27 protein-coding genes and 1 other RNA gene are annotated in these 26,995 nt (G+C 57.8%); 19 read left to right on the plus strand and 9 right to left on the minus strand.

The window, feature by feature from the left end:
* Positions 1-30: 30 nt before the first annotated feature.
* Together OQ273_RS04170 and OQ273_RS04175 are read left to right on the plus strand one after the other, a co-directional pair.
* Positions 31-1,434: an FAD-binding oxidoreductase gene (locus tag OQ273_RS04170; protein ID WP_267989214.1), complete on the plus strand. Its 1,404-nt coding sequence runs from the start codon at positions 31-33 to the stop codon at positions 1,432-1,434.
* A gap of 174 nt (positions 1,435-1,608) precedes the next feature.
* A complete protein-coding gene (locus OQ273_RS04175; RefSeq protein WP_267993023.1) occupies positions 1,609-5,496 on the plus strand; it encodes an AsmA family protein in 3,888 nt (1,295 codons plus the stop codon).
* Between the two features lie 38 nt (positions 5,497-5,534).
* On the opposite strand, the gene OQ273_RS04180 is transcribed toward OQ273_RS04175, so the two are convergent.
* The 4 genes from OQ273_RS04180 to ssrA form a co-directional block, all read right to left on the minus strand.
* Entirely contained in the window at positions 5,535-5,753 is a 219-nt protein-coding gene (locus OQ273_RS04180) for a ribbon-helix-helix domain-containing protein (RefSeq protein WP_267989215.1), read from the minus strand.
* Complete coding sequence (locus tag OQ273_RS04185) at positions 5,750-5,962, minus strand: DUF4169 family protein (RefSeq protein ID WP_267989216.1); 213 nt, start codon at positions 5,960-5,962, stop codon at positions 5,750-5,752. Before OQ273_RS04185 ends, OQ273_RS04180 begins: the two co-directional genes overlap by 4 nt.
* 1 nt (position 5,963) lies before the next feature.
* Positions 5,964-6,530, minus strand: a complete 567-nt coding sequence (locus tag OQ273_RS04190; protein WP_267989217.1) for an SspB family protein — start codon at positions 6,528-6,530, stop codon at positions 5,964-5,966.
* Between the two features lie 93 nt (positions 6,531-6,623).
* Positions 6,624-6,995, minus strand: a transfer-messenger RNA (tmRNA) gene (gene ssrA / locus OQ273_RS04195).
* Between the two features lie 165 nt (positions 6,996-7,160).
* On the opposite strand from ssrA, the gene OQ273_RS04200 reads away from it, so the two are divergent.
* The 6 genes from OQ273_RS04200 (at position 7,161) to OQ273_RS04225 (ending at position 12,475) form a co-directional block, all read left to right on the plus strand.
* Positions 7,161-7,955 carry a thymidylate synthase gene (locus OQ273_RS04200; RefSeq protein ID WP_267989218.1) on the plus strand — a complete coding sequence of 265 codons (795 nt, stop codon included), beginning with the start codon at positions 7,161-7,163 and terminating at the stop codon, positions 7,953-7,955.
* On the plus strand, positions 7,952-8,488 hold the full coding sequence (locus OQ273_RS04205) for a dihydrofolate reductase (protein WP_267989219.1): 537 nt from the start codon (positions 7,952-7,954) through the stop codon (positions 8,486-8,488). The genes OQ273_RS04200 and OQ273_RS04205 overlap by 4 nt, the downstream gene beginning before the upstream one ends.
* Before the next feature lie 207 nt (positions 8,489-8,695).
* On the plus strand, positions 8,696-9,787 hold the full coding sequence (gene hflK, locus OQ273_RS04210) for an FtsH protease activity modulator HflK (RefSeq protein ID WP_267989220.1): 1,092 nt from the start codon (positions 8,696-8,698) through the stop codon (positions 9,785-9,787).
* On the plus strand, positions 9,787-10,701 hold the full coding sequence (gene hflC, locus OQ273_RS04215; RefSeq protein WP_267989221.1) for a protease modulator HflC: 915 nt from the start codon (positions 9,787-9,789) through the stop codon (positions 10,699-10,701). Before hflK ends, hflC begins: the two co-directional genes overlap by 1 nt.
* Before the next feature lie 12 nt (positions 10,702-10,713).
* The gene (locus OQ273_RS04220; protein ID WP_267989222.1) at positions 10,714-10,899 is read left to right on the plus strand and encodes a DUF2065 domain-containing protein; all 186 of its coding nucleotides are present in this window, start codon (positions 10,714-10,716) and stop codon (positions 10,897-10,899) included.
* A 106-nt stretch (positions 10,900-11,005) separates the two neighbouring features.
* Positions 11,006-12,475, plus strand: coding sequence for a DegQ family serine endoprotease (locus tag OQ273_RS04225; RefSeq protein ID WP_267989223.1), 1,470 nt, complete (start codon positions 11,006-11,008; stop codon positions 12,473-12,475).
* A gap of 6 nt (positions 12,476-12,481) precedes the next feature.
* On the opposite strand, the gene OQ273_RS04230 is transcribed toward OQ273_RS04225, so the two are convergent.
* Entirely contained in the window at positions 12,482-13,060 is a 579-nt protein-coding gene (locus tag OQ273_RS04230) for a GNAT family N-acetyltransferase (RefSeq protein WP_267989224.1), read from the minus strand.
* Positions 13,061-13,062: 2 nt separating this feature from the next.
* On the minus strand, positions 13,063-13,953 hold the full coding sequence (serB, locus tag OQ273_RS04235; protein ID WP_267989225.1) for a phosphoserine phosphatase SerB: 891 nt from the start codon (positions 13,951-13,953) through the stop codon (positions 13,063-13,065).
* Positions 13,954-13,977: 24 nt separating this feature from the next.
* Between serB and miaA the strand changes: the two genes are divergently transcribed.
* Positions 13,978-14,847 carry a tRNA (adenosine(37)-N6)-dimethylallyltransferase MiaA gene (gene miaA / locus OQ273_RS04240; RefSeq protein ID WP_267989226.1) on the plus strand — a complete coding sequence of 290 codons (870 nt, stop codon included), beginning with the start codon at positions 13,978-13,980 and terminating at the stop codon, positions 14,845-14,847.
* Between the two features lie 8 nt (positions 14,848-14,855).
* On the opposite strand, the gene OQ273_RS04245 is transcribed toward miaA, so the two are convergent.
* Entirely contained in the window at positions 14,856-16,754 is a 1,899-nt protein-coding gene (locus OQ273_RS04245) for an ATP-binding protein (protein WP_267989227.1), read from the minus strand.
* Positions 16,755-17,185: 431 nt separating this feature from the next.
* Here OQ273_RS04245 and OQ273_RS04250 point away from each other — a divergent pair, with 431 nt between their 5' ends.
* The 9 genes from OQ273_RS04250 (at position 17,186) to OQ273_RS04290 (ending at position 24,898) form a co-directional block, all read left to right on the plus strand.
* Positions 17,186-18,964 carry an acetolactate synthase 3 large subunit gene (locus tag OQ273_RS04250; protein ID WP_267989228.1) on the plus strand — a complete coding sequence of 593 codons (1,779 nt, stop codon included), beginning with the start codon at positions 17,186-17,188 and terminating at the stop codon, positions 18,962-18,964.
* A gap of 16 nt (positions 18,965-18,980) precedes the next feature.
* A complete protein-coding gene (locus tag OQ273_RS04255) occupies positions 18,981-19,901 on the plus strand; it encodes a DMT family transporter (protein ID WP_267989229.1) in 921 nt (306 codons plus the stop codon).
* Entirely contained in the window at positions 19,898-20,470 is a 573-nt protein-coding gene (gene ilvN / locus OQ273_RS04260) for an acetolactate synthase small subunit (protein ID WP_267989230.1), read from the plus strand. Before OQ273_RS04255 ends, ilvN begins: the two co-directional genes overlap by 4 nt.
* Before the next feature lie 104 nt (positions 20,471-20,574).
* Positions 20,575-21,168, plus strand: coding sequence for a LysE family translocator (locus OQ273_RS04265; RefSeq protein ID WP_267993024.1), 594 nt, complete (start codon positions 20,575-20,577; stop codon positions 21,166-21,168).
* An 82-nt stretch (positions 21,169-21,250) separates the two neighbouring features.
* Complete coding sequence (gene nthA / locus OQ273_RS04270; protein ID WP_267989231.1) at positions 21,251-21,862, plus strand: nitrile hydratase subunit alpha; 612 nt, start codon at positions 21,251-21,253, stop codon at positions 21,860-21,862.
* The gene (gene nthB / locus OQ273_RS04275) at positions 21,859-22,518 is read left to right on the plus strand and encodes a nitrile hydratase subunit beta (RefSeq protein WP_267989232.1); all 660 of its coding nucleotides are present in this window, start codon (positions 21,859-21,861) and stop codon (positions 22,516-22,518) included. The genes nthA and nthB overlap by 4 nt, the downstream gene beginning before the upstream one ends.
* Positions 22,505-22,870, plus strand: a complete 366-nt coding sequence (locus tag OQ273_RS04280) for a nitrile hydratase accessory protein (protein ID WP_267989233.1) — start codon at positions 22,505-22,507, stop codon at positions 22,868-22,870. Before nthB ends, OQ273_RS04280 begins: the two co-directional genes overlap by 14 nt.
* A 44-nt stretch (positions 22,871-22,914) precedes the next feature.
* Positions 22,915-23,721: an acyl-CoA thioesterase gene (locus OQ273_RS04285; protein WP_267989234.1), complete on the plus strand. Its 807-nt coding sequence runs from the start codon at positions 22,915-22,917 to the stop codon at positions 23,719-23,721.
* 49 nt (positions 23,722-23,770) lie between these two features.
* Positions 23,771-24,898 carry an ATP-dependent DNA helicase gene (locus tag OQ273_RS04290; protein WP_267989235.1) on the plus strand — a complete coding sequence of 376 codons (1,128 nt, stop codon included), beginning with the start codon at positions 23,771-23,773 and terminating at the stop codon, positions 24,896-24,898.
* An 11-nt stretch (positions 24,899-24,909) separates the two neighbouring features.
* Here OQ273_RS04290 and OQ273_RS04295 read toward each other — a convergent pair whose 3' ends face one another.
* Positions 24,910-25,308, minus strand: a complete 399-nt coding sequence (locus OQ273_RS04295; protein ID WP_267989236.1) for a SpoIIAA family protein — start codon at positions 25,306-25,308, stop codon at positions 24,910-24,912.
* Positions 25,309-25,479: 171 nt separating this feature from the next.
* Between OQ273_RS04295 and OQ273_RS04300 the strand changes: the two genes are divergently transcribed.
* Positions 25,480-26,244, plus strand: a complete 765-nt coding sequence (locus tag OQ273_RS04300; RefSeq protein WP_267989237.1) for a pyridoxine 5'-phosphate synthase — start codon at positions 25,480-25,482, stop codon at positions 26,242-26,244.
* A 48-nt stretch (positions 26,245-26,292) separates the two neighbouring features.
* Here OQ273_RS04300 and OQ273_RS04305 read toward each other — a convergent pair whose 3' ends face one another.
* On the minus strand, positions 26,293-26,961 hold the full coding sequence (locus tag OQ273_RS04305) for a glutathione S-transferase family protein (RefSeq protein WP_267989238.1): 669 nt from the start codon (positions 26,959-26,961) through the stop codon (positions 26,293-26,295).
* Between the last annotated feature and the right edge of the window lie 34 nt (positions 26,962-26,995).

Below are 26,995 nucleotides of genomic sequence, written 5' to 3' on the forward strand. Positions count from 1 at the left end.
AGATCTGAACGGCTGAGGAGATCACCGTCTATGGTATTGAAGGATGCGACCGCGGGCCCGCGTAACGAGAAGGGTATCGCCGCGGTCATCGGCGTGTTGAAACAACGCTTCGGCGAGCGGTTGAATACCGGACACTCGACGCGTGAGCAACATTCGCACACAACAACATACATACCCGAGCAATTGCCTGATGCGGTCGTTTTTGCCGAAAACGGCGCCGAAGTGCAGGAGATTGTCCGTTTATGTGCTGACCACGAGGTGCCGATCATTCCGTTTGGCACGGGTAGTTCGCTAGAGGGCCAGGTCAATGCACCGCTTGGCGGGATCAGCATCGACACGGCCAGTATGAATCGTATCTTGGAGGTCAATGCCGAGGACCTGGATTGCGTGGTCGAACCGGGTGTGACGCGTGAGGATTTGAACGTGCATCTGCGTGATACGGGACTGTTTTTTCCGATCGATCCAGGTGCCAATGCGTCGATCGGCGGCATGGCGGCAACCCGTGCATCCGGCACCAACGCCGTTCGCTATGGAACCATGAAGGACAATGTCCTGTCGCTGACGGCGGTGACAGCTGACGGTCGTCATATCACAACCGGTTCGCGGGCGCGTAAATCGTCCGCCGGATATGATCTGACACGGCTTTTTGTCGGATCGGAGGGAACGCTCGGCGTCATCACGTCGGTGACCCTGCGTCTTTTTGGAATCCCCCAGTCGATTATCTCTGGCGTCTGTCCGTTCCCGACCGTCAGTGACGCCGTCAATGCGGTGATCATGACCATCCAAATGGGTATCCCGGTTGCTCGCATCGAATTGCTGGACGCCTTGTCCATCAAGGCAACCAACGCCTATTCGGGGCTAAGCAACCCCGAGATGCCGGCGCTTTTCCTGGAGTTTCACGGCACAGAACAATCGGCGAAGGAGCAGGCGAAGATGTTCGGCGAGATCGCGGCCGAATTCGGCAGTGGCGAGTTTATATGGGCGGGCGAACAAGAAGAGCGCAGCAAATTGTGGAAAGCGCGTCACAATCTCTATTTCGCCACACTGCAGTTGCGTCCCGGCGCCAAGGCGATTGCGACCGATGTCTGCGTTCCGATCTCACGCCTCAGCGATTGCATTGGCGCCGCACAGGAAGATGCCGCCGAATGCGGCTTTGCAGCGCCCATCGTCGGTCATGTCGGCGATGGCAATTTTCACGTCACATTGCTTGTCGATGAAGATAGTTCCGCAGAGATCGGCGCAGCTGAGGCCTTTGTGTCCCGCCTGAATGAACGCGCGGTTGTGATGGGCGGCACGTGCTCGGGCGAACACGGCATCGGGCAGGGTAAGAAATCGGCCCTTGTCGACGAAATGGGTGATGCTCTTGTTACGATGCGCCAGATCAAGGCGGGGCTCGATCCGGCCAATATTATGAACCCTGGGAAGATTTTTTAGCGAAGGGCCGCCGCATAGCGTTTGCCGATGCCGTTAAATTGTCATGACGGGACTGGATAAGCCGTATATTATGCTCCGCAAAACGGCCAACGGCTCCGGACAGCGGGGGATAATTGCGGTCGTGGAGTTGCTGGTATGCCTTGCGTAGAAAGAAGGTTCTGAACCCTGGTTCGCATATTCGTATTCTTCGGTGGACTATTGGTTTTGGCGCTGTTTGCGGCGCTGATCGGGCCTTACTTCGTCGACTGGTCAAGCTATCGCCAGGAGTTCGAAAGAGAGGCCGGTCGCATTCTTGGCCAGAAGGTTCAGGTTCTTGGCGATGCGGATGCGCGTTTACTGCCGTTCCCTTCCGTCAGTTTCGATAATGTCGTTGTCGGAGAGGGGGATGACGGACAGCCGATGATGACGGTTGACCGGTTCTCCATGGATGCGGAGCTGGCACCTTTCCTCAGCGGTGAAATCCGCATTTTTGATATGCGCATCGAAAGTCCTCAGGCGACCGTCCGGCTCTCGCCAACCGGTGAGCTTGACTGGGCGCTGCGTAGCCATAAGACCCTGCCTGGAAATTCCCTGACGCTGGAAAGCATAACGGTGACCGGAGGCAGCGCGCTTGTTATCGACGAACAAAACGGCCGCGAGCATCGTCTTGAAGATGTCGATATGCGCATGTCGGCAAAATCGATTGCCGGCCCCTGGAATATGGATGGCTCGGCCGTTGTCGACGGTTATGGCGCCGACTTCACCCTGACGACCGGGGCTTTTGTGGATGAAAACCGGATCCGGCTGAAGGCCCGCGTCATGCCGGCGGCACTGCCGGTTTCCGTCGATCTGGAAGGGGATCTGCGGATTGAAGAGCTCAAGCCGCAATATAAAGGCAGCTTCCAGGTTCGCGCGCTGGACCCTTCAAAGATAAAGGATGAGAACGGTGCGACCGTAAAGAGCGGCCGCCGGCCCATCTATGCACGTGCGACCGGCGTTTTCGAACTGAACAATGAACGCTTGAGGATCGAGGATTACCGCCTGGAGACCGGGCCGGCAAACGATCCCTACATTATCTCCGGCGAGGCCACATTCGACACCGGCCGCAATCCGGAGTTTCTTCTGGTTGCCGACGGTCAGCAGCTCAATCTGGCGCGGATGACCGGCGACCAGGATCAGGAAGAGGTCAACGCGGTCTCCTTCGGCGACAGGCTCTCCTCCCTGCGCAGATTGCTGTCGCTTGCGCCTGTGCCGCAAATGCCGGGCAAGGTTTCTGTTGCGCTTCCGGCGATCCTTGCCGGCGACACGACGGTTCGCGACGTGATGGTCGACGCAACGCCGGATGGCGAAGCGTGGAGGATCAACCGGATGGAAGCAAAACTGCCCGGGCGGACGCAATTCCTTGCATCCGGCCGTCTGGGTGTCGGAGCTGCCTTCGGCTTCTCTGGCGAGGTGATTGTCGCCTCAAACCAGCCATCGGGATTTGCCTCCTGGCTGACGGACAGTGTCGATCCGGCAATTCGTCGGCTGGAGGCGGCAGGCCTGTCGGCAAGGGTGGATCTGTCGACGCAATTGCAACGCTTCGATCAGCTTGAGATTGCCGTGGGACCGGCGATCCTGAAAGGCCGGCTTGAAAGGGTGGTACCGATACAGGGCCGACCCTCCATGTCGTTGGTTCTCGACGGTGACGAGGTCGATCTTGACGCGTTAAGGGCCTTTGCCGGCCTTATCATCGGGAACAACCAGGAAAGCAGGCTCGCCGGGCACGATGTGAGCGCAAGGCTGAGCGCGCAGCGTTTTCTGGCTTCAGGCTTTGCCGCCAATGACACCGATGTTGCGCTTCGCCTGAAAGGCGGCACGCTTGATATCGACCGGTTGACGATCAACGATCTGGCGGGCGCCTCGGTATCAGGTGTCGGCAGGCTGGAGAATGTTTTTACGGCTCCGGTCGGCGATGTCGATGTCAGCATGATGACAGAGAGCAGCGGCCGCTTTCTGACGCTCCTGTCCCGGCTTGGCGGCGCCCATCCGGTGCTGGATCACCTGGGTGCGAACGCAGCTCTCTTCGGTGAAACATCGATTGACGTTCAGACGCGATTTGCCCCGGGGCTGACAGAGGGAACGTCCCTGTCCTCGCGTGTAAGGGGTCGCACAGGCGGCAGCCGCTTCAACATCCTCGTCGAGCGCAACGATGCGTTTGCGCCACTGGATACGGGCCAGATTTCCATAACGGCTGATCTTGGAAATTCAGAGCCGCGCACCTTGCTGGCGCAAATCGGCATCGACAGCCTTCCCGTAGAACTTCCCGGACCGGCTTCACTTGATCTTAGGGTCGAAGGCAGCCCATCGCAGGAACTTGCATTTTCCTTCGGCTATGATGCGCCCGACACTCAACTGTCGGCTCGCGGCAAGGGCTGGCAGGATCAGGACCGTATCCTGCAGGGCGATTTCAAGCTGCAGTTCAACTCCGATGACCTGACGCCCTATCTTGCGATGAATGGTCTGAACCTGACCGATCCGGGCCTTTCACTGCCGGCTCAGTGGAGCGCCGATATCCTCACCAGTTCGCGCTCCTATCTGCTGGAGAATTTGCAAGGAATTGCGGGGGAGAGTGAATTTGCCGGCAAGGTCTTTGTCGAACGCAATTCCGAAATCGCGGACCTGCGCGGCGAGCTGACGCTTACCGAGGTCGACTTTCCCTATCTTGCAGACCTGATGCTCGGGCCCGGCACGACCCTATCCGGCACCACGGATTGGTCAAATGCGCAATTTCTGCCACCGCTTCAGGGCAACCTCGAATTTGATTTTGACATCACGGCAAAGACCGCCGCGCTACATTTTGGGCCCAAGGCTGAAAACTGGTCCGGTAAACTGGTCCTGAAGGACAATGAGCTGCAGTGGCGTGACGTTGGCGCCGACTGGCTCGGCGGAAAACTGGCCGGCGGATTGACGCTGGCAAATCGTGACGCCACGGCGCTTTTGTCAGGTCAGTTTCAGGTAAACGGCGCCGACATCGATACCATCGTGTGGAAGCGTGACGGATTTCCGGTCGCCACGGGAACCTTTGACGCTTCCGCAGCCTTCGAGGGCGCCGGCACAAGTGTCCGAGACCTGGTTTCTTCACTCTCCGGGTCCGGGATCATTCAGGCCAACGGGCTTGAGATCGTCGGGGTGGAAAATGAATCCCTGTCTGCGATCCTGACGGCTGCAGATACGGAAGGTTTCGAGGCGGATCGTGAGAGCGTAGGCATTCTTGCGGATGCAACCGTTTCGGGCGGAACCTTTTATGCCGACAGCATGGCGGTGCCTTTTACCATGGCAGCCGGCACGCTGCGCATGCCGAATATTGTGCTCGACGATTCAGGAGCAAGTGTTCGCGGCGAGGCACGCTTTAATCTTCAAGAAGGCGCGGTGGATGCGCGTTTCGATATCGAATTCGATCCGGAAGACGCAGCGCTGACAGGTGCGGCGCCGGCCATCAGCATAGCATTTCTCGGACCGGTCGGTGCGCCGGACCGGACAATCGATGTTGCGGAACTGGCGAATTTTCTTTCGCTCAGGGCATTCGAGCGTGAGCGCCGCCGGGTCGAAATCCTTCAGGCGGTTGTTCTTGAAAACCAGCGCATGCGCCGCGAGGCGCTGCTTGCCAAGGAACAGGAGAGGGCCCATCGCGACGCCACGGAGCAGCGCGAACGTGAAATCGATGAGCGTGCGGCGAACGAAGCCGAAAGGCTTGAGCAGGAACGCCTTGCAGCAATAGAAGCCGAACGCCGGGCGGAACAGGAAGCGCAGGAGGCCGCGCTACGGGCCCAGGAGGAAGAAGAGCGCCGGCAACTTGAAGAGGCTCAATTGCGCGCCGCGCAGAATTTCGCCGACAGGCTTTTAAGGGGCGATGCTTCGCCGCCCCAGCAGGATGATTTCCTGCTGCAACTGGAAAATGCTGTGAGGCAGGCCGGTGAGCGCGCCGACAGCGCGCAGGGTGGAGCGGGCAGTGTAACCCGGTTACCGGTGCCTTCAGAGCGCGGCCCCCAGGACGGCGGTAGCAGGTTGCGTATCCTCAATTTCGACAGTTTGAACAACTAGAGCAGATCTGGCGCCGGCCGGAAAATGGCGGGGCCGCCTTATTCGCTGCGACGGGTTTGCAGCTGCTTGAGCACATAAACGCGTAAGGCGGACGACAGGTTCGTTTCAGAACGTCGGGCCTCGTCGATCTCAACGATCAGGTTGGAAAGCGAAAGCTCGCGATCTGCCGCGATCGCTCGCAAAGCCTGCCAGAATTCATCTTCCAGAGAGAAGCTGGTTCTGTGGCCGCGAATGGTTACCGAGCGTTTGCGGATCATTTTTCGGGCAGTTTGGACCGGCCCTTGTCCCGATTGTCTATACGCTTTTGCGCGTGTTGGCTGTTGCGCTGTTCATTCAGCTTGCCGGTCAGTTCTTTTTCGGCCTTTGTGCGGCCATAGGAAATGCGGTTTTGCTCCGCCGTCTTTTGCTTTTGTGCGCGTGCCTTGCGTTTTTTGAACTGGCGCAAATTGACCAGATCGGCGGTCATCTCAGTTTTTCTTCCGGAATGCATCGAGCGAAACGACATCTGCGCTGGCCTTGTCGCCGTCGTCGTCCTCTTCCTCGGGCTTGTCAGCCGCAGCAGCTGCCGGTGCGGTTTCCGACACAGCAGGTTCGGCTTCGGGTTCCGTGTTTGACTGGTTTTCCACGGTATCCAGATAATCGGCGATTTCAGCCGTTGGCTGTTCCTCGCCTTCGGTGGCCGAGGGGTCAAACTCCAGTTCGAAGTTGACGGACGGATCGTAGAAGCCCCGGATCGCCGCAAAGGGGACGTGAAGCTTCTCCGGCTTGTCGGAAAAGGAAAGACCGATTTCGAAATAGCTTTCCGTGACCTTGAGATCCCAGAACTGATGCTGGATGACAATTGTCATCTGCTCGGTATATTTTTCTTTCAGATAAGCGGAGATGCGCACACCCGGCGCATTGGTCAAAAAGGTTATGAAGAAGTGGTGTTCGCCTGGCAGGCTTCCGGTTGCGGCTACTTCTGACAAAACCTTGCGGATAACGCCCCTGAGCGCTTCCTGGGCCAGAATATCGTATCTGATGTGATCCTGCACTTGCCGATTCCGCCTTTTTCTTTCCGTACCGTGATACACATCCTGCGATAACCGCTCAATATTGTCTTTGAAAATTTCCTTTATAAAACAGAAAGTGGAGGCTTCTGTTGCCAGGTGCCTCCGAACCCCGCCTGACCGTGCGACCGGTCAGGAGTTTAATTGAAGCTATCGCACCGCATTAAGCGGCGAGACGCGCTTCCGCATAGTTGTCGTTTGCAACTATTGAGTCGGCCCGATAACGGCGGAACCATGCCGGGCAAAAAGTTGATCTTTACGCCCTCGTCGATCCTGTATCGCCCCCATCACAACCGTCTCGGCTTTCGCTCCGTGCTGGCGGAGCCGGTTGTGGTGGAGGCGCCGGGTACTGCCCCCGGGTCCGATGGGTTTATTGCATCTTCCGTTTATCGCCATAGCTGCCGAAACAGCACCCTAGATATAAGACGTCGTGTCCGGATTGAAAAGGGCTTGGGCATTTTGGCGCGGCGGTTCTGGCTAAAACCAAGCTTTTGCATTGAAGCTGTTGAACGTTTCGGCTTCATGGGATTGCGGTGGCTTTTTCGCGGCCAAAGCGTTTTGTGTCTTGCCCGGTGACCTTATGATGGCGCGTGCGAATCGGCGCGGGAGCATGACATGCAGCAATATCACGAACTACTTCGGCGGGTGCTCGACACTGGCGTCGATAGAAGCGACCGCACCGGAACGGGCACACGCTCGATTTTCGGCCACCAGATGCGGTTCGATCTGTCGGAAGGGTTCCCGGTCCTGACGACCAAAAAACTTCATCTGCGGTCGATCATCATCGAATTGCTGTGGTTCCTGAAAGGCGAGACCAATATTGCCTGGTTGAAGGAAAACGGCGTCTCCATCTGGGATGAATGGGCTGACGAAAATGGCGAACTCGGTCCGGTTTACGGCTATCAGTGGCGATCTTGGCCGGCACCGGACGGCCGTTCCATCGATCAGATCGCCAATGTGGTCGATACAATCAGGACAAACCCGACATCTCGGCGTCTGGTGGTATCGGCCTGGAATCCGGCACTTGTCGATGATATGGCGCTGCCGCCCTGCCACTGCCTGTTCCAGTTCTATGTCGCCGAGGGCCGGCTGTCGTGCCAATTGTACCAGCGGTCGGCAGACATCTTCCTGGGCGTGCCCTTCAACATCGCTTCCTATTCATTGCTGACGATGATGATGGCACAGGTCTGTGGACTGGAATACGGCGATTTTGTTCTCACCTTTGGCGATGCCCACCTTTATGCCGACCATCTGGAAAAAGCCGAGCTGCAGCTAAAGCGCGACGTTCGGTCGCTACCCGTCATGCACATCAACCCCGAAGTCAAAGATCTCTTTGCTTTCCGTTATGAGGACTTCACGCTCGAAGGCTACGATCCGCATCCGCACATCCCGGCGAAGGTCTCGGTATGAGCGGAGCCACCAGGTCATCCGATGTTGAGGTGTCCATGGTTGTTGCCATCGCGCGCAACGGCGTGATCGGCAGCAATGGCGATATGCCATGGCGGCTTTCGACAGACCTGAAGCGCTTCAAGGCCATCACCATGGGCAAGCCGGTCATCATGGGCCGCAAGACCTACCAATCCGTCGGTAAGGCTTTGCCTGGCCGCAGGAACCTTGTGATTACCCGGAACAAGGGGTTTGTGCTGCCGGACGCGGATGTTTTCCTGTCGCTTGATGATGCACTGGAAAGTGCGCGCAAAACCGCCGCTGCAGAAGGTCACAGCGAGGTCTGTATCATTGGCGGCGGCGAAATTTACCGGCAATCACTGCCGTTTGCTGATATCCTGCATGTAACTTATGTGGACAGCGATCCCGAGGGCGATACGGTGTTTCCAGAAATTGACAGCGGAACCTGGCGGGTGGAATCCGAACAGTCTTTTCCGTCCGGCGAACAAGACAGTGCGGCAACCCGCTACGTGGTTTATCGCCGCAAGGGAAGGTAACCTTAAGCGCCGGGCCGCGTTGAAAGCCGGGGCCGGAGTACCTATAACCCCAAAGGAGCGAATTGGCGCACACCCGAATATGCCTTGACCTTGCAGGGTTGCCGTGCAAATCGATGCGCCGAAACGAGAAACTGCAAGTATCAGATGCATTTGCGCGGGCTCACAGCCAATGGCGACAAATCGCAGCGACGAAATGGTGAGGATTGAATGCCCTGGAGCAACCAAAATGGTAGTGGTGGAAATAACCAGGGTCCCTGGGGGCAGGGACCGCGTGGGCCACGCCGTCCTGGCGGCGGCGGTGGTGGCGGAACGCCCCCCGATTTGGAAGAGATTATCCGCCGAAGTCAGGATCAGCTGAAAAATGCACTGCCTGGCGGCGGTGGCGGGAGCCCGTGGTTCATCGGCGTGATAATCGTCGGTCTCGTGCTCCTGTGGCTGTTTCAGGCTGTTTACACGGTTCAGCCCGATCAGCGTGGCGTCGTCCTTTTGTTCGGTGAGCCACGCGACGAGCTTTCACAGCCCGGCCTTCACTTCCTGTGGTGGCCGGTCGAACGTGTCGAGATGGTCAGCATTGTCGAGCGGCAGATCAATATCGGCGGAAGCTCCGCCAGGGGAGCCACGCAAGGCCTGATGCTGTCGGGCGATCAAAACATCGTCGATGTGCAGTTCTCCGTGCTTTATGCGATCACCGGTCCGCGTGACTACCTGTTCAATGTAGAGCAGCCAGAGGATACGTTGCGTCAGGTGGCTGAAAGCGCCATGCGTGAAGTTGTCGGTCGCCGTCCGGCTCAGGACATTTTCCGCGACAATCGTCAGGTAATTGCCGATGACGTGAAAACGACGATCCAGAGCACCATGGACAGCTACGGTGCCGGAATTTCCGTCAATACAGTGTCGATCGAGGACGCCGCACCGCCGCGCGAAGTGGCCGATGCGTTTGACGAGGTGCAGCGCGCCGAGCAGGACGAAGACCGCTTTGTCGAGGAAGCCAACCAGTATTCCAACCAGAAGCTTGGTCAGGCCCGAGGTGAGGCGGCTCAAATCCGCGAAGAGGCTGCGGCCTACAAGGACCGGGTGGTCAACGAAGCCGAAGGTGAGGCACAGCGCTTTGTCGCCATCTATGACGAGTATTCCAAGGCTCCTGACGTGACGCGCAAGCGCCTGTTCCTGGAAACCATGGAAGATGTGTTCAAATCGTCCAACAAGTTCATCATCGAACAAAACCAGGGATCGGGCGTCGTGCCTTATCTTCCGCTCACCGAACTCAACAGGAGCGCTGGCCAGGGAGGAACAAACTAATGGGTAACCGTCTTCCCATCATCGTCATTGCCCTCGTGGTTCTGGCTGGTCTTGCCTACTCGTCTTTCTTTATCGTTCATGCCGGACAGCAGGCCATCGTGCTGCGCTTTGGTGAAATCCGTTCGGTGAAAACCGAACCCGGGCTCTATTTCAAACTGCCGTTCAGTTTCATCGAAGCCGACAATGTGCAGATGATCCAGAAACGGGCCATCCGGTTTGATCTCGATGATATCCGCGTTCAGGTCTCAGGCGGTAAATTCTACGAGGTGGATGCGTTCGTGGTCTATAAGATCACCGATGCGCGGCGCTTCCGGGAAACCGTTTCCGGGGATGTGATGGCGGCTGAGGCGCGGCTTCGCACGCGTCTCGATTCGGCTTTGCGCCGTGTGTATGGTCTGCGTGGATTTGAGGCGGCGCTCTCGGATGCGCGTAATGCGATGATGACCGAGGTGCGCGATCAGTTACGTCCGGATGCCGAATCCCTCGGACTGACCATTGAGGATGTGCGTATTCGCCGGACCGACCTGACTCAAGAGGTCTCCCAGCAGACCTATGACCGTATGAAGGCGGAGCGTCTTGCAGAAGCCGAGCTGATCAGAGCGAGAGGCCGTGAAGCCGGCCAGCGCATTCGCGCCATTGCCGACAGGCAGGTCGTGGAGCTGGAATCCGAGGCGCGCCGCGATTCAGAAATCACCCGAGGTGAGGGCGATGCCGAACGCAACCGCATCTTTGCCGAGGCTTTTTCCAAGGATGAATCGTTCTTTGATTTCTACCGCTCCATGGAAGCTTACCGGCAGTCGCTGACCGACACTGACACGACCATGGTGATCACGCCGAACTCCGAATTCTTCCGCTTCTTCCAGGATGCAGCGGGAGCAGCGGCGAGCGGCGGCGACGCAGCCAGTTCGCAATGAGCCGAGTGCGCCATGAGTGACCTTCTTGTGGCCATCGGATTGTTCTTTGTCATCGAGGGGCTGGTCTATGCGCTGGCCCCTTCTTTCATTCGCAGGATGGCTGAAGAACTACCGCTGATAACGGACCAGCAGATGCGTGCCTTCGGGCTGGCTGCAGTCGGGCTTGGCGTGTTTTTTGTCTGGATGGTCAGGGGCTAGCCGGGCTTCACGGGATTTTTGCCAGAATTGAGTGGACGTGGCCGAAATTGACCATATCTATGCCGCAAAAGGTATCAGCCGAAATCAAACCGAGAGAGAGAACACCATGGCTTTGAACACAATCCTCAGACCGTTCCGCACTGTCGCAATCGTTGCGGCGTTGGGGGTCGCGGCGGTCCATTCAGGGGGCGTGAGTGTTCGGACCGCAGAAGCTGCGCAGGGCCCCGAATCGGTGGCGGATCTTGCAGAGGGCCTGCTGGATTCCGTGGTGAATATCTCCACATCGCAGCGTGTCAGCAGCAATCGCCGCACGCCGCGCCCGCGCATTCCGGAAGGGTCTCCCTTTCAGGACTTCTTCGACGAATTCTTCGGTGAGCGCGATGGCGATCAGCAACCACGCTCCCGCCGTGTCAACTCGCTCGGATCGGGTTTTGTGATCGATGCGCAGGGCATCATTGTCACCAACAACCACGTGATCGCGGAAGCTGACGATATCGAAGTCAACTTCGCAGACGGCACCAAGCTGACCGCCGAAGTCGTGGGTGCCGATCCGAAGACCGATATCGCGGTGCTGAAGGTCGAACCGGAGCAGCCGCTGACGGCCGTCCCTTTTGGCGATTCCAATGCGTTGCGGATCGGCGACTGGGTAATGGCGATCGGCAACCCCTTCGGACTTGGCGGTACGGTGACGACGGGTATCGTTTCGGCACGCGGACGCGATATCAATTCCGGTCCGTACGACAATTTTATCCAGACCGACGCGGCTATCAACCGAGGCAACTCCGGTGGCCCGCTGTTTAATCAGGAAGGCGAGGTCATCGGCGTGAACACCGCGATCATTTCGCCCACCGGCGGATCAATCGGCATCGGCTTTGCAGTGCCGTCCGATCTTGTTCAGACCGTGGTCGCCCAGCTCAGGGAGTTTGGCGAGACGCGCCGCGGCTGGCTCGGTGTGCGCATCCAGCCGGTTACAGATGACATCGCCGAAAGCCTCGACATGGCTGAAGCGAAGGGGGCGCTCGTTGCAGGCATCATCAAGGGCGGCCCGGTCGACAATGGAACGGTTGAACCTGGTGATGTCATCATCCGCTTTGATGGTCAGGAGGTCGAGGATATGCGCGACCTTCCGCGCATTGTCGCCGAAAGTCCGGTCGGCAAAGAGGTTGAAGTCGTCCTTATCCGAAAGGGCGAGGAGAAGATCATCAAGGTTACGCTCGGTCGCCTTGAGGATGGCGAACAGCTGATTGCACAAAGCCAGAGCACGGATGAACCGCAGACCGCCACCGTGCTCGGTATGGATATGGCCGAACTCGACAGCGCGTTGCGCGAGAAATACGAGATCGAGGAGGGCGTCGAGGGTGTCGTTATCGTGTCGGTCGAGGAAAACTCGGCCGCAGCCGAAAAACGCATCGTTGCGGGGGACGTGATTGTCGAGGTCGCCCAGGAAGAGGTCAAAACGCCTCAGGACGTCAAGGACCGGGTTAAAGAACTTACCGATGACGGCAGGCGCAACGCCCTTTTGATGATCGCCAACAAAACCGGCGAACTGCGTTTCATTACCGTTCCGATGCGGTAAATCGCGTTACGAACCGGTGTCGGCGTGCGCTTTGCGCCGGCGCCAGTCTTGTGCGGTGAGGGCATAGACCACGTGGCGTTTCAAATGTGCGGCGTCGTCGGGGATCATCGGATGATCGAAATCGCGCACCGGGTCGTAATGCATGCCGAGACGTTTCATGACCGCGGTGGACCGTTTGTTGGCCGGAACGGCGAAGGAAACGATTTCCGTTAATCCGCGTTCTTCAAAACCCATTTGCAGAAGCCTCTCGGCTGCTTCCGTTGCATATCCCTTGCCCCAATGTTCGGGCATCAGCCGCCAGCCGATTTCCACCGATCCTTTTTCGACATTCGGATGAAGGTCCGGCATCGAGAGCCCGATGAACCCGATGGCGTTTTCATCGTCCCGGGTCTGGAGTGCAAAAAAGCCGTAACCGGTTTCCTCGATCCTTCGTATCAGAGTGTGCAAGATGTCGCGCGTTTCGTGCCGATTGCGGCGGAACGGAAAAAACTCCATGATCTGCTCATCGGAGTTCAACCTGAAAAAGCTGTCCTCGTCGCCGGCGCGCCAGTTGCGAATGATCAAACGCTCGGTTTCGGCGATCATGTCTACGTCTCCGCAAATTCGTCCTGCTTGTATCCCTGAATGTACAACAGCGCCGTCAGGTCACCATGGTCCACACGCATTTTGGCTTTAGCAGCCACGCGCGGTTTGGCGTGAAGTGCAACGCCGCTACCGGCGATCCCAAGCATGCCCAGATCGTTTGCACCATCACCGACGGCCATGGTTTCCTGCGCCGTTATGCCGAGCTGGCGGATCAATTCCTGCAAGGCATCGACTTTGGCTTGCTGGCCAAGAATAGGTTCAGCCACAGTCCCGTCAAACACGCCATTGCTGTGTTGCAAGGTGTTGGCGCGGTGTTCGTCGAAGCCAAGTATTTCTGCAATACGGCTGGTAAAAACCGTGAAGCCGCCGGATACGAGCGCTGCATAGGCGCCGTTGGCTTTCATCGTGGCCAGCAGTTGCGGGCCGCCGGGTGTCAAGGTGATGCGATCGCGCAGGACTCTGTCGACAACGTCTGTCTCAAGGCCCTTGAGCAGCGCCACCCGTTCGCGTACAGCTGCCTCAAATTCGATTTCGCCGTTCATTGCCCGCCGCGTCACCGCTGCGACCCGGTCGTAAAACCCTGCTTCAGCAGCCAGTTCGTCGATACACTCCTGAGCGATCATGGTGGAATCCATGTCAGCGATCAGCAGCCGCTTTTTCCGTCCGACACTTTCCTGGATGACGATGTCCACGGGACGAGCCTCAAAAACATTCGATAAAAGCCGGTGTACTTCGTCTGCAGTTTTGCCCGGTGGTATCTCGATGTCGCAGGCGATGCCATCTGCAAGCCATACAGGCGGCAGCGATGCAACCGCCTTGGTTGCCTGCTGCGCCAGGCTTTGTGACAGAACAGGATTTGACGGATCGGTGACAAGCGTGGCAACGAGTGGCATTGATTACGGGTTCCTGGAGACGTCATGCGTTCCGTCCTGATAGCTGGCCCCACCGCAAGCGGCAAGTCCGCGCTCGCCATGGATTTTGCGGACTCCATGGGCGGCATTGTCATCAATGCCGATTCCATGCAGGTCTACGACACCCTGGAAATTCTGACGGCGCGACCTCCAAAGGCTGACACGCAGCGCGTAGAACATCATCTGTACGGCTTTGTGCCGGTGCGGCAATCCTACTCGGTCGGCCAATGGTACCGTGATGTGCGCGGTTTGCTCAATGACCCCCAGATCTTGGAACGCCCCAGGGTCTTTGTTGGCGGAACCGGCCTGTATTTCAAAGCCCTTTGCGGCGGACTTGCGGATATGCCGGATATTCCCGATGCCGTCCGCAGCCATTGGCGACGGGCGCTGGAACAGCAAGGCGCGGCACATCTGCATGAGGAACTGCGCCTCCGGGACCCGGCAATAGCCGGTGAACTCGATGTCAACGACAGTCAGAGAATTGTCAGGGCGCTTGAGGTGTTCGAAGCCTCGGGACGCTCGATCAGGTCATTTCAGCAGGCGAGGGGGCATGCGCTTATCGATGAGGCCGGGGCCAGGAAAATCGTTTTGATGCCGGATCGCCTGGAACTGAGGGCTCGTATCGAGCGTCGCTTTGAAGCGATGATGGAGCAAGGCGCCGCCGAGGAAGTCCGGCGGCTGCTGGAGCTCGATTTACCGACGAACCTGCCGGCCATGAAAGCGATTGGCGTCAGAGAGATCGCCGCCTATCTGGCCGGAACGATATCGCTTGATGAGGCGGTGGAAAGAGCCTGTATCGCGACGCGCCAATACGCCAAACGGCAACTGACCTGGTTCCGCAACCAACTCGATGCCAGTTGGGAACGCAGGCCTTGATGTCCGTTTCAGCGATCGTCGGTCGGCATGTCGGACTTCTTCAGCAAAGAGGCCCGGTGCGGTGATTTTGCCAACAGCGATTCGCGCAATTCCGAGGCGCGCACTGAACCAAGCGATTTCTGGCCCGGGGCCGGTTGATCAGGCATCGGCTTGTCTTCGATCGGCGCTGCCGGTCCGCTGACTGCCTTTTCCAACTCCGCAAGATCACCGAGAGCAGGCTGCAGTGTCGCGCCCTGCGGCGGCATGCCGGCCGAACCGAGCGGCGTTTCGGTATGGCGCATGTTTTTGACGATATTGCCGATATTCGGCAGTTGGTCCCTGCTGCCCATGCCGCGCATGGCAATGTTGCCACTGACGGTCTGGGGCAGTTCGCTTTGCGGCACGCGCTCGAAGCACATGCGCATGGGAACGGCAACCGCTTCACCAAATGCAATCGCTTCTCCATTGCCGATAGACGACAGGAAACTGATCGTTGAACTCGATGAGTTGGAGATGGCTGAGCGAATGATGTCCTGGTCCCGGTCATTTGCGAGGCGCATGGCAAAAACCGTCGAGCACTGTGACAGGATCGTCGGGTCCAGTTCTCCGGGCCTTTGGGTTATCACGCCCAGGCTAACCCCGTATTTACGGCCTTCCTTGGCGATACGGGCGACTGCCTGACGGGTCGGAAAGAAGCCGAGGCTCGGATCGGACGGCACGTAGCGGTGCGCCTCTTCACAAAGCACCAATATGCGCATTTGACCGTTGCTCCAAAGAGCGATCTCAAATGCCATGCGGCACAGAACCGATGCCACCGCGTTGACGACTTCGGACGGTATTCCCGAAAGCTGGAAGGAGGTGATCGGCTTTCCGTCTCCCGGGATGCGGAAGATTTCGCTGATAATCTCGATGAGATTGTCGTTGATTGTGTTTGTCGAGAACATGAACCGAAAGCGCGGGTCATTGATGACCGAACCAATCCGCATTTTCAGATTACGCAGATGCGGTTTCTCATCGCGGCCGTCCAGCTGCCCGATCCGTTCATCGATCAATGCCATGAGATCGGCTACCCGATAGGGGATCGGTGTATCCGCGGTAATGGATGAGCGGTCGACCTTGCGGGTCAGCATGGCGCTTTCAGGGTCGCCCCGGAAATTGCGCTTTGCTTCGGCGATCAGATCGCGCAGCATGTCGATTTCTTCTGCGACCGCAGGCCTTCCGCGGAAGATGACTTCGGTGAACTCCTCAAGCCGGAAAAGCCAGAAGGGCAGGTCAAGTGTGTCCGTCTCGATCAGATGAGCGCGCGTTTTAAAGGCGGACGCGAATTCATTGTGAGGGTCGAGAATAAGCACACGCAGGTCCGGACAGACATCGACAATGCGATTGACGAGGAGCGATACCGCGGTCGATTTACCGACGCCGGTGGTTCCCACGATGGCGAAGTGCCGGTTGAGAAGCGCATCGGCGGAAATGCATGACGGAATTTCCGAATTCTGCGTCAGATGGCCGATGTTGACGGGGTTGTCTGCATCGACCGAATAGATTGCATCAAGATCGCTCATGCGGATCTGATGGGCGACAGCACCGAGGGTCGGGTAGTCGGAGATACCCGCACTGAAATTTGCATCACTGTCGTCGCCACGGATCTCGCCGACGAGTTCGACCTCGAAATGCATGGTGTTGGGCTCACGCTCAAGCCAGATCTCACCGGGGCTGTGAATGCTGTAGACCAGTGCGACGACACGGTTGTTTCCAACCCGTATCGAGATGAGCCTGCCAACAGACATGGTGGTGGCGATGGCGTTCTCGTCATCGGGAACGCGGGCGGAAATTGTTGCGCGTGCACCATTGCACTTAACAACGTGACCGAGGACGCGAGACGTATAGGAGACGTCGCGCCTTTCCTCTTGTGGTGTCGTCTGGATCATGCTGCCCCTGCTTCATACAGTTAAGCGTGTGTGTGTGTACAAACCCCGATCGCTCTGTTTTCCGATGTTGGCGAACGACGGCCGGCGCAGATTAACGAATTTGTGTTAACAAGGCGTTGTTGCGAGCCGACTGGCCCTGTGGCCTGCCAGTTCAAAAATGCCGCAGTTGAGGCGCCGGCGAATGGGTTTTGCGGCATTGACGTGTCCGTTCTTTGCCGCTAACGTCCCGCGCATGATCAGGAATGGACTAATTGTGGTGAGAAAGCGCATGGGCAGGATGGTGTAACCATCCGGCGGCAGCCACCCATGCGCTGAATGAGGCTCCGATAGGGGCCTTTTTTTATGGCCTGGTAAGAAACGGGTTAAACCAAAGTCTGCAATGCAATTGAAAATATTCAAGAATTGGCAAGGGATCGAGACGGAACAGGACGATGACGGGCACAAATAAGGAAATGACGGGCGCCGAGATGGTCGTTCAGGCGATGAAGGACAATGGTGTCGAGGATATTTTCGGATATCCGGGCGGCGCCGTGCTGCCGATCTATGACGAGCTGTTCCAGCAAGAAGAGATCGCGCATGTGCTTGTGCGCCATGAACAGGGGGCCGGTCATGCCGCGGAGGGTTATGCGCGTTCGACCGGAAAGGTTGGTGTTGCGCTGGTCACATCCGGACCGGGCGCAACCAATATTGTGACCGCGCTTCAGGATGCGTTGATGGATTCAATCCCGCTGGTGTGTATCAGCGGTCAGGTGCCGACGCCTCTGATCGGATCGGACGCGTTTCAGGAATGCGATACCGTCGGCATTACCCGTCCGTGCACCAAGCACAATTGGCTGGTCCGTGATGTCAAGGACCTGCCGCGGGTGCTCCACGAGGCGTTTCGGATCGCGCAATCGGGTCGCCCCGGGCCGGTGGTTGTCGATATTCCAAAGGATGTTCAGTTTGCAACCGGGACCTATATCGGGCCGTCTCCGGTTACCGAACAGAAGAGCTATCAGCCCAAGGTTCAGGGCGATCTTGATGCCATCCGCGAAGCCATTGCTCTCATGGGCGAGGCGAAAAAACCCGTCATCTATACTGGTGGAGGTGTCGTCAATGCCGGCCCCGAGGCAAGCCATCTGCTGCGTGAACTCGTTCAGCTCACGGATTTTCCCATCACATCGACCCTGATGGGGCTTGGCGCCTATCCGGCATCGGGCAAGAACTGGCTCGGCATGCTCGGCATGCACGGCACATACGAGGCAAACATGACCATGCATGATTGCGATGTCATGATTTGCATCGGTGCGCGGTTCGATGACCGCATCACCGGGCGGATTGATGCGTTTTCGCCCAATTCGAAGAAAATCCACGTGGATATCGATCCATCCTCGATCAACAAGAACGTTCACGTCGATGTCCCAATCCTTGGTGATTGCGGACATGTTCTGGAAGATATGGTGCGACTGTGGCGGGCATCGTCTCACAAGGTCGACAGCAAGGCGCTGTCGGGCTGGTGGGACCAGATCGACAAATGGCGGGCGCGCGATTCACTCGCCTACACGCCCAATAAGGATGTCATCATGCCGCAATATGCGTTGCAGCGGCTCTACGAACTGACCAAAGACAAGGATACCTACATCACGACGGAAGTCGGGCAGCATCAGATGTGGGCGGCCCAGTTTTACGGTTTCGAGGAACCCAATCGCTGGATGACGTCCGGTGGCCTTGGCACCATGGGGTACGGCCTGCCGGCTGCGCTCGGGGTGCAGATTGCCCATCCGGATTCTCTGGTTATCGACATAGCCGGCGACGCATCGGTTCAGATGACGATCCAGGAAATGTCATCGGCGGTTCAGTATGAGGCGCCGATCAAGATCTTCATCCTCAACAACCAGTATATGGGCATGGTTCGCCAGTGGCAGCAATTGCTGCACGGCAACCGTTTGTCCCATTCCTATACCGAGGCCATGCCGGATTTCGTGAAACTGGCGGAGGCCTATGGCTGTGTCGGTATCAGGGCCGAAAAACCCGGTGAACTGGATGATGCCATCAACGAAATGATCTCGGTCGACAAGCCGGTCATTTTCGATTGCCGTGTTGCCAATCTTGCCAATTGCTTCCCGATGATCCCGTCCGGCAAAGCGCATAATGAGATGCTCCTTCCGGACGAAGCAACGGATGAGGCGGTTGCGACAGCGATCGACAAAAAGGGCAAGGCTCTGGTCTAGAGCGGCGGACAAACGCATGAAAGCAGGCAATCACCCGGGCTGGCCAGACTACGGCATGCTGTGTGTGCTGGCCGCCATATGGGGCGGCAGTTTCATGCTGACCCGGGTGGCTGTCGCCGAACTGCCGCCGTTTACACTGACGGCAATCCGCCAGGGCATCGGTGTCCTGGTGATGGGAGCCGTGGCGGTTCAGGCCGGCCAGGCGCTCAATGCGAGCCGCTCCGACCATGGTGCTATCTTCGCGTCCGCCTTTTTTGGCCTGGCATTGCCGTTCATCCTGATCACCTGGGGCCTTGAAGAGGTGACGGCTGGGTTTGCCGCCATTTTGATGGGGCTGATGCCGCTTATCACCATCGTGCTTGCGCATATTTTCACCGACGATGAAAAGATGAACCTGATGAAACTGCTTGGCGTTTTCATCGGAATTGCCGGCCTTGTCGTGCTGTTCTGGCCTGACATTGCCGGCGGGTCGGATGCACAGCTCTGGCGGCAATTGGCAATCATGAGCGCGGGTGTTTCCTATGCGATCAATGCGCTGATCACGAAAAAGCTGCTGCATCTGAACGCCCGTCCGATGTTTGCCGTTAACATTGGATGGTCGTTCGTGATGGTTTTGATCCCCGCCACGCTGTTGGAGACCTGGCCGGCACAAAACCCCTCCGCAGCGGCGTGGACCAGTGTTGTGCTGATGGGCGTTTTTCCAACGGCCATCGCATCTCTGATCATGTTCAGGGTCATTGCGCGCCAGGGCGCTTCATTTTTCGGGCAGATCAACCTGCTTGTGCCCGTCGCCGGCGTCCTATGGGGTGCTGCTATTTTGGATGAACGCCTGTCTTTGAATGCACTGGCTGCTCTTGTCATAATCCTGTCGGGCGTTGCCGTTGCCCGGATGCAACTGAAGAATCATTTCCAGACAACCGAGGAAAAGACCTCATGAACGCACAACACAAACCGACCGGTTCGGCCTATTTCATCGCCAAGGAGACCGAGCAACCGGAAACGCGAACGCTGTCGGTGCTGGTCGATAACGAGCCGGGTGTCCTTGCCCGGGTGATCGGGCTGTTTTCCGGTCGTGGCTACAATATTGAGAGCCTGACCGTTTCCGAGACGGAACATGAAGCGCATCTGTCGCGCATCACGATTGTCACGCGAGGGACCCCCAACGTGCTTGAGCAGATCAAACACCAGCTTGAGCGGATTGTGCCGGTGCATCGCGTTGTCGACCTGTCGACCAGGGCCCGTGAAAAGGGTCATGAAAAACCGCTTGAGCGGGAACTTGCGCTGATCAAGGTGAAAGGCGGCGGCGATCACCGTGTCGAGGCGCTGCGCCTTGCCGACGCCTTTCGCGCCCAAGTCATAGACGCCAATACCGAGCATTTCATCTTCGAGATTACCGGACGCGTTTCAAAGATTGAGCAGTTCATTTCCATCATGCGCCCGCTCGGGTTGATCGAAGTCTGCCGCACGGGTGTCGCCGCTCTCAATCGCGGCCCCGACGGGATGTAACGTCCGGCGCGAGCCATGTTCACAGCGTATGCGAGCCATGCGTCGTGGCTGTTGTCATCTATTTCAATTTAGGTCAGCATTGCTGACTTAAATGGAGGAGCATGATGACGGTCGACACGTTTCTCGCGCTGATCACCTTTGCCTTTGTCACATCCGTGACGCCGGGACCGAACAATTTCATGCTTCTGGCTTCGGGTGTGAATTTCGGGTTTGTGCGGACATTTCCCCACATGTGCGGCATTGCAGCGGGATTCTGTACGCTCTTGCTGGGTGTGGGTTTTGGGCTTGGCGCGCTTTTAAAGAGTTGGCCGACGCTGGCGCTTGGCCTCAAATTCGCCGGCGGAGCCTATCTTTTGTATCTGGCGTGGAAGATTGCCGGGAGCCGGTCGCTTGGCGAAAGCCGGAAGGCTGCACGGCCGATAACATTCTTGCAGGCCGCAGCGTTTCAGTGGGTCAACCCCAAGGCGTGGATGATGGGTGTGACGGCAATGGTACTTTTCACCGACCCGTCCCGGCCGGACCTTTCGGTGGTATTCGTTGCGCTCGCCTTTGTACTGGTCAATTTCCCCAGCGTTTCCGTCTGGGCGGGGTTTGGCATGGTCCTGCGGCGTTTTCTGTCCGATCCGGCCCGGCTCAAATGGTTCAATATCGTCATGGCCGTTCTGCTGGTTGCGACACTCATTCCGATGATGATGTAGCGGGTCCGACCTGGTTGCCGTTGGCCGGACAATTTTTCCCGTCGGAGATTTACTTGAACGCCGTATGCGATAAAGTTCAACCATGACCAATTCTCACGATCATGATCACGACAATCATTTCGATCCGATGACCGCAAGGGTGAAGGCTCTCGAGACCATCCTTACGGAAAAGGGCCTGATAGAACCTGAGGCCATCGATGCCATTGTCGATACCTATCAAAACAAGGTTGGACCACAGAACGGCGCGCGCGTCGTAGCGAAGGCCTGGGCCAACAAAGACTTTGCCCAATGGTTGCGTGACGATGCGACGGCGGCCATTGCCTCGCTTGGCTTTACCGGACGGCAGGGCGAACATATGCGTGCCGTGTTCAACGGGCCGCAAACGCATAATCTGGTCGTCTGTACGCTGTGCTCCTGCTATCCGTGGAGCGTACTTGGCTTGCCGCCCGTCTGGTACAAGTCGCCGCCTTATCGCTCGCGGGCTGTGATGGACCCTCGCGGCGTACTGGAAGAATTTGGCGTAACGCTCGGTAACGACGTTAATATCAGGGTCTGGGACTCCACTGCGGAACTGCGTTATCTGGTCGTGCCGCAGCGCCCGGACGGTACAGATGATCTGGACGAAGACGCGCTGGCGGCGCTGGTGACGCGTGATTCCATGATCGGTACCGGGTTTGCGAGGCCGGTGACATGAACGGACCGCACGATCTCGGTGGCCGAATGGGTTTCGGGCCGGTTTTACCGGAGGCCGATGAGCCGGTTTTCCATGCTGAATGGGAAAAACGCGCGCTCGGTGCAACGCTGTGCTGCGGTGCCCTGGGGCTTTGGAACATCGATGAAAGCCGCCATGCCCGCGAATGCCTGCATCCGGCAGACTACTATTCTTCGAGTTACTATGAAATCTGGACCAAGGCGCTGGAGGTGCTGCTGGTTCGCCATGGCTGCGTAACCGGGGAAGAGCTGGAAACAGGGCATGCAAAGAGGCCGTCCACCATCGACCGTCCGGCTCTGAAGGCGCAGGCTGTTCCCGAGACGCTCGCCCGGGGCGGACCCTGTGACAGGCCGGCATCGGAACCGGTGCAGTTTGCCGTTGGAGACCGTGTCAGGGTGCGTAATCTCAACCCGCAGGGCCATACGCGGATCCCGTGCTATGCGAAAGGCAAGGTCGGTGCCGTTGAGGAGGTCGCCGGTGTCTATGTGTTTCCTGATGACAACGCTCATGGCCGCGGTGAAAACCCGCAATGGCTCTACCGCGTCGTGTTGACCGGCCGCGAGCTTTGGGGCGAAGACGGCGACCCGAACCTGACCGTGTCCATCGATGCGTGGGAGAGTTACCTTGAGCGGGCGTGAGGGTCGCGGGGTCGGCGGTTCGCTTCCGAAGGAGATCGAAGACCCGTCACCCTTTACCGAACCCTGGCAGGCACAGGCATTTGCAATGGCCGTTGAACTCAACCAACGCGGCTTGTTTACATGGGCGGAATGGGCCGACACGTTGTCGTTGGAATTGAAACGGCCCGGTGTTGCACAAGATGGAAGTGATTACTACACCTGCTGGATGCGCGCTCTTGAAAAGCTGATCACAGCAAAAAGCGTTGCCGGCAAGGATCAGATCGATGATCTGAGCAAAGCCTGGGCCCGGGCGGCAAACGCAACACCGCACGGACAGCCCATCCTGCTTGAGAACGACCCGCACATGCCATGAGCGGCCAACGATCTTGAACATGTATATTGCAATCGGAATCTCCCATGACGTTCACACTGGATGACAGTCTTGGCCTTGAAGCGCCGGGCAATGACACGTTCCGCAGCCAGACCGACCAGCGCTATTGGAATATGAAGGGCCCCTATGGAGGCTGGATCGCGGCCTTGTTGATCAAAGCGGTTCTCCACGATCTGGAAGACGCACGTTTTGAACCGATCGCGTTGACGGTCGACTTCATGAAAGCGCCGCCGGAGGGGCCTTTGATCCTTCGCCGCACTTGCGACCGGGTTGGCCGAACGGCGGCTTTCTGGCGTGTCATGCTGGAATTGCCGGACGGCACACCCTGCGCACGGGCGATGCTCACGCTGGCTCCCCACCGCGAAACGCTGATTTTTTCAAATCCGGAGATGCCCGATGTCCCGCCGGCTGAAGCGGTCGAAACCTTCAACGGCCGCATGCTGCCGATCAACTGGGCAAAGCTCTATGAGACGCGTCCCATCAAGGGAAAAATGGGCGATGTGACGTCCGATGCCCATTCGCTGGTGTGGACCCGCGATGCGGATGGACGTCCGCTCGACTATCTTTCCATTACAGCGATAGCAGACAGCCCGTTTCCCAGGTTGTTCCTCGCCACGGGTCGCCCATCCAATATTTCGACTATCTCGATGACGGTCTATTTTCATTCAACAACATCGGAAATGGCTGCCATTGGTAATGATTCCATTCTCGTTGATGCAAGGTGTGAACGCTCGTTCGGCGGGTTTTACGATCAGCATACGCGGTTTTATGCCCGCAGCGGCGAGACGATCGCCGTTTCGCAACAGATGGTGTGGTACGATCGCGCACCCTGAGGTGCATTTCCGGCTTGCCCTGTAAGCGCGAATCCTGCCAGTTGTCGGCATGCAGTTTTCCAATCAACAGGATGAAGCGCTGAAGGCGGTTTCGAACTGGCTCAGCCGAGGTGACAGTCCGTTGTTCCGGCTGTTCGGCTATGCCGGGACAGGCAAGACAACGCTTGCCCGCCATTTTGCCGAGGAAGTTGACGGCGATGTGCAATTCGCCGCCTTTACCGGCAAGGCTGCGCAGGTTCTGCGCAGCAAGGGCGCCAGCAATGCCAAGACCATTCATTCGCTGATCTACCGTCCGCGCGGCGAGGAAGCCGTCGAGGACGAGGAAACAGGCAAGACTTCCATCGCGCCGATGTTTTCGTTGAACAGACAAAGCCCGGTCGCACAGGCTTCGCTGGTCATTGTCGACGAGTGTTCGATGGTGGACGAAGAGCTTGGTCAGGACTTGATGAGTTTTGGAACGCCGATCCTCGTTCTCGGCGATCCGGGACAATTGCCGCCGGTTTCCGGCGGCGGCTTCTTTACCGAGCACGAACCGGATTATCTGTTAACCGAAATTCACCGGCAGGCCCGCGACAATCCGATTGTCGATCTGGCGATGCGCGTGCGCGAAGGCGTCGATATCGGTTATGGCGACTGGGGCAGGGCGCGCGTCATCACGAAATCCGACGTAACGACGGAGCTGGTGCTGGAGGCGGATCAGGTGCTTCTCGGCATCAACCGGACACGCCGCCGCTACAATCAGCGTTTGAGGGAATTAAGAGGCTTTGACGCCAAATATCCGCAGGCCGGCGATAAGCTGGTGTGCTTGCGCAACGACCCGGCGAAGGGGTTGCTGAACGGCTCCCTGTGGCAGGTCATGACATCGTCACGCGAGACGGTGAAGCCGGGGATCAACCTGCTGGTCAAGCCGGAGGATGACGACATGAATCGCGGCTCGGCAAAGATCAAGCTCCTGAAGGCGGCCTTTGAAGACCCGGATACGGAAGTGCCGTGGCAAACCAAGAAACGCTACGACGATTTCGACTACGGCTATGCGCTGACGGTGCACAAGGCACAAGGATCGCAGTGGGACAATATCGTGCTGTTCGACGAGAGTTTTGCCTTCCGCGACTCGCGCGAGCGCTGGCTTTATACGGCGATTACGCGGGCGGCCGAACAACTGACAATCGTGCGATAAGGCACTGCCTGTCAGTCTTCACCATTGCCGTAAATCCATTTCCACGCCTCAGTCTCGTCATCGAGTTCAAAATGCCTGACGTCCATGCGGAATAGGGGGCCGAAAAAGCCGATGGCGTTTGCGGCCCATGTCGGTCCGCCGACCAGCGCATAGCGGCGCATATGACGGATGGCCTGGTACTTTCCGACATAGGTCTTCTCCGAGAAGAGCGCGCTCCAGTCAAAACCGTCATAGCGTCCCAGGCGGACAAGCAGGTTTATCTTGCCGTGTTTTTCATAGGCGTTTTCAAGTATCTTGTAGGCCCCATCCATCTCTTCCTGGGACACATGGCCGTCGATTTCGAAGGCGTAGACATCGTCACGTTCTGTTTCGATCTGCGTGAGGGCGGGATGTACGAGTTTTTCGGTCATAACGGACCTCCAACGATGTTGCACCTCAGTTTCATTTAGGCATGCAATACAACCGATGCAATCGGCGGTCCCCATTGGTTTGGTTTCAACTGCTTAAATTGGTTCGTGATTGTCTCAGGGTTGCGGGTTAGATAGTGCAAAAGTGGGCGAACCCGTTGAAAGCAAAGAATTATGGTCGAAACTGCGATGACCAGGCTGTCCGTTAATCTCAACGCCATTGCGATGTTGCGCAACAGGCGCGATCTGCCGTGGCCAAGCCTGACGGACCTTGGCGCGCTGGCGCTTCAAGCCGGTGCACACGGGCTGACAGTTCATCCACGGCCGGACCAGAGACATGTGCGGTTTTCCGACTTGCCCAAGATCAGGGCGCTGATTGATGACGATTTCCCGCACGCCGAATTCAATATCGAGGGATATCCGACGGAGGACTTCCTTCAGCTAGTGGAAGCCAATCAGCCGGAACAGGCGACGCTGGTTCCTGACGACCCGGCGCAGGCAACATCGGATCATGGGTGGGATTTTCGCAGGGATCTGGAGCTTTTGAAGCCTGTCGTGCTTCGGCTGAAGAAGCAGGGTATTCGGGTTTCCCTTTTTGCCGAAGGCGATGCAAATGCCGAGGCGCTTGCGGCCGCAGCCGAAACGGGTGCCGATCGGGTGGAGTTTTTCACCGGGCCCTATGGGGCAAGCTATGACGATCCGAAAACCGAAAGCCGGATATTGGCTCAGCTCGCAAAGAGCGCTGCCACTGCTACCGATCTGGGGCTCGGCATCAATGCGGGTCACGATCTGACGGTGGCCAATCTGACGGCGCTGAAAAAGAGCATGCCGATGCTGCTAGAGGTGTCAATCGGCCACGGCCTGACCGCTGATGCCTTGCAATACGGCATGAGCGAGACCGTGCGGCGTTTCTTGCGAGCTTGTGGGCACGACGTTTAACGTCGGGCTGGGTCCAATCCTCACTTCGCAGTCAGATCCTTCGATGCTTCAATCCGGCTTTGTCCAATCAAATTCCAGCCAGTGATTGAAATTGCGCGCCCATATCGGGGCAACAACAGGGTGGCTTGCAACGGACTTGGTCAAGGCAGTGCAGCGCGGCAGATCGGGCCGGGGGCGATGCCAGGCACAAAGCATTGCGCACAGAACATCGATGGGTGACAGGCGGTCGCCACACAGTCCCGATCGATCTTCAAGTTGCCTTTCAATCAGACCAAAAGCCTCGTGATTTCTCGCTGCGGCTGCGCGACGAACCGCCTTGTCGATCTCTTCGGGTGCGACATCGCGGTCTTTGGCGTAACGTCCGGGATAGACCAACCGCAACATGCCTTCATAGAGATTGACCACCATGAACACGCCCCACCGGTAGAAGGCGGCGTTGTCATCGATATAAAGCTGTGGTCCTGTGCGCAGCGTTTCGTGTTCCTCGGCAAGGTAGAAAAGAATCGCCGCCGTTTCGGTGACGGTACGACCGTCGGGCGTAACCAGTACCGGCACTTGACGCCATGGGTTCACTTTCTGAAACTCTTCGGAAAGATCGCTGCCAGGTATCGACTCCAGCAGGACCAGCTCATGTGGAATATCGGCGAGAGCAAGGACGGCCTCAATCGCAAACCCTCCTGAGCCCAGGCGGTTGTGCAGCGTATAGGGTTTCGTCACGTTTTCCTCCATGGTGCAAGCTAGGGCGGGCACG

It is taken from the genome of Hoeflea prorocentri, from assembly GCF_027944115.1.
In the GTDB taxonomy this organism is placed as follows: domain Bacteria; phylum Pseudomonadota; class Alphaproteobacteria; order Rhizobiales; family Rhizobiaceae; genus Hoeflea_A; species Hoeflea_A prorocentri.

Coding starts and splice junctions, on each gene's coding strand:
- OQ273_RS04285 (WP_267989234.1), top strand. CDS start 22,915: ATGACGTTCACACTGGATGACAGTCTTGGCCTTGAAGCGCCGGGCAAT.
- OQ273_RS04180 (WP_267989215.1), bottom strand. CDS start 5,753: ATGATCCGCAAACGCTCGGTAACCATTCGCGGCCACAGAACCAGCTTC.
- ilvN (WP_267989230.1), top strand. CDS start 19,898: ATGAACGCACAACACAAACCGACCGGTTCGGCCTATTTCATCGCCAAG.
- OQ273_RS04250 (WP_267989228.1), top strand. CDS start 17,186: ATGACGGGCACAAATAAGGAAATGACGGGCGCCGAGATGGTCGTTCAG.
- OQ273_RS04295 (WP_267989236.1), bottom strand. CDS start 25,308: ATGACCGAAAAACTCGTACATCCCGCCCTCACGCAGATCGAAACAGAA.
- OQ273_RS04225 (WP_267989223.1), top strand. CDS start 11,006: ATGGCTTTGAACACAATCCTCAGACCGTTCCGCACTGTCGCAATCGTT.
- OQ273_RS04170 (WP_267989214.1), top strand. CDS start 31: ATGGTATTGAAGGATGCGACCGCGGGCCCGCGTAACGAGAAGGGTATC.
- hflK (WP_267989220.1), top strand. CDS start 8,696: ATGCCCTGGAGCAACCAAAATGGTAGTGGTGGAAATAACCAGGGTCCC.
- nthA (WP_267989231.1), top strand. CDS start 21,251: ATGACCAATTCTCACGATCATGATCACGACAATCATTTCGATCCGATG.
- OQ273_RS04300 (WP_267989237.1), top strand. CDS start 25,480: ATGGTCGAAACTGCGATGACCAGGCTGTCCGTTAATCTCAACGCCATT.
- OQ273_RS04205 (WP_267989219.1), top strand. CDS start 7,952: ATGAGCGGAGCCACCAGGTCATCCGATGTTGAGGTGTCCATGGTTGTT.
- OQ273_RS04185 (WP_267989216.1), bottom strand. CDS start 5,962: ATGACCGCCGATCTGGTCAATTTGCGCCAGTTCAAAAAACGCAAGGCA.
- OQ273_RS04200 (WP_267989218.1), top strand. CDS start 7,161: ATGCAGCAATATCACGAACTACTTCGGCGGGTGCTCGACACTGGCGTC.
- OQ273_RS04265 (WP_267993024.1), top strand. CDS start 20,575: ATGACGGTCGACACGTTTCTCGCGCTGATCACCTTTGCCTTTGTCACA.
- miaA (WP_267989226.1), top strand. CDS start 13,978: ATGCGTTCCGTCCTGATAGCTGGCCCCACCGCAAGCGGCAAGTCCGCG.
- OQ273_RS04255 (WP_267989229.1), top strand. CDS start 18,981: ATGAAAGCAGGCAATCACCCGGGCTGGCCAGACTACGGCATGCTGTGT.
- OQ273_RS04230 (WP_267989224.1), bottom strand. CDS start 13,060: ATGATCGCCGAAACCGAGCGTTTGATCATTCGCAACTGGCGCGCCGGC.
- nthB (WP_267989232.1), top strand. CDS start 21,859: ATGAACGGACCGCACGATCTCGGTGGCCGAATGGGTTTCGGGCCGGTT.
- serB (WP_267989225.1), bottom strand. CDS start 13,953: ATGCCACTCGTTGCCACGCTTGTCACCGATCCGTCAAATCCTGTTCTG.
- OQ273_RS04220 (WP_267989222.1), top strand. CDS start 10,714: ATGAGTGACCTTCTTGTGGCCATCGGATTGTTCTTTGTCATCGAGGGG.
- OQ273_RS04245 (WP_267989227.1), bottom strand. CDS start 16,754: ATGATCCAGACGACACCACAAGAGGAAAGGCGCGACGTCTCCTATACG.
- OQ273_RS04290 (WP_267989235.1), top strand. CDS start 23,771: ATGCAGTTTTCCAATCAACAGGATGAAGCGCTGAAGGCGGTTTCGAAC.
- hflC (WP_267989221.1), top strand. CDS start 9,787: ATGGGTAACCGTCTTCCCATCATCGTCATTGCCCTCGTGGTTCTGGCT.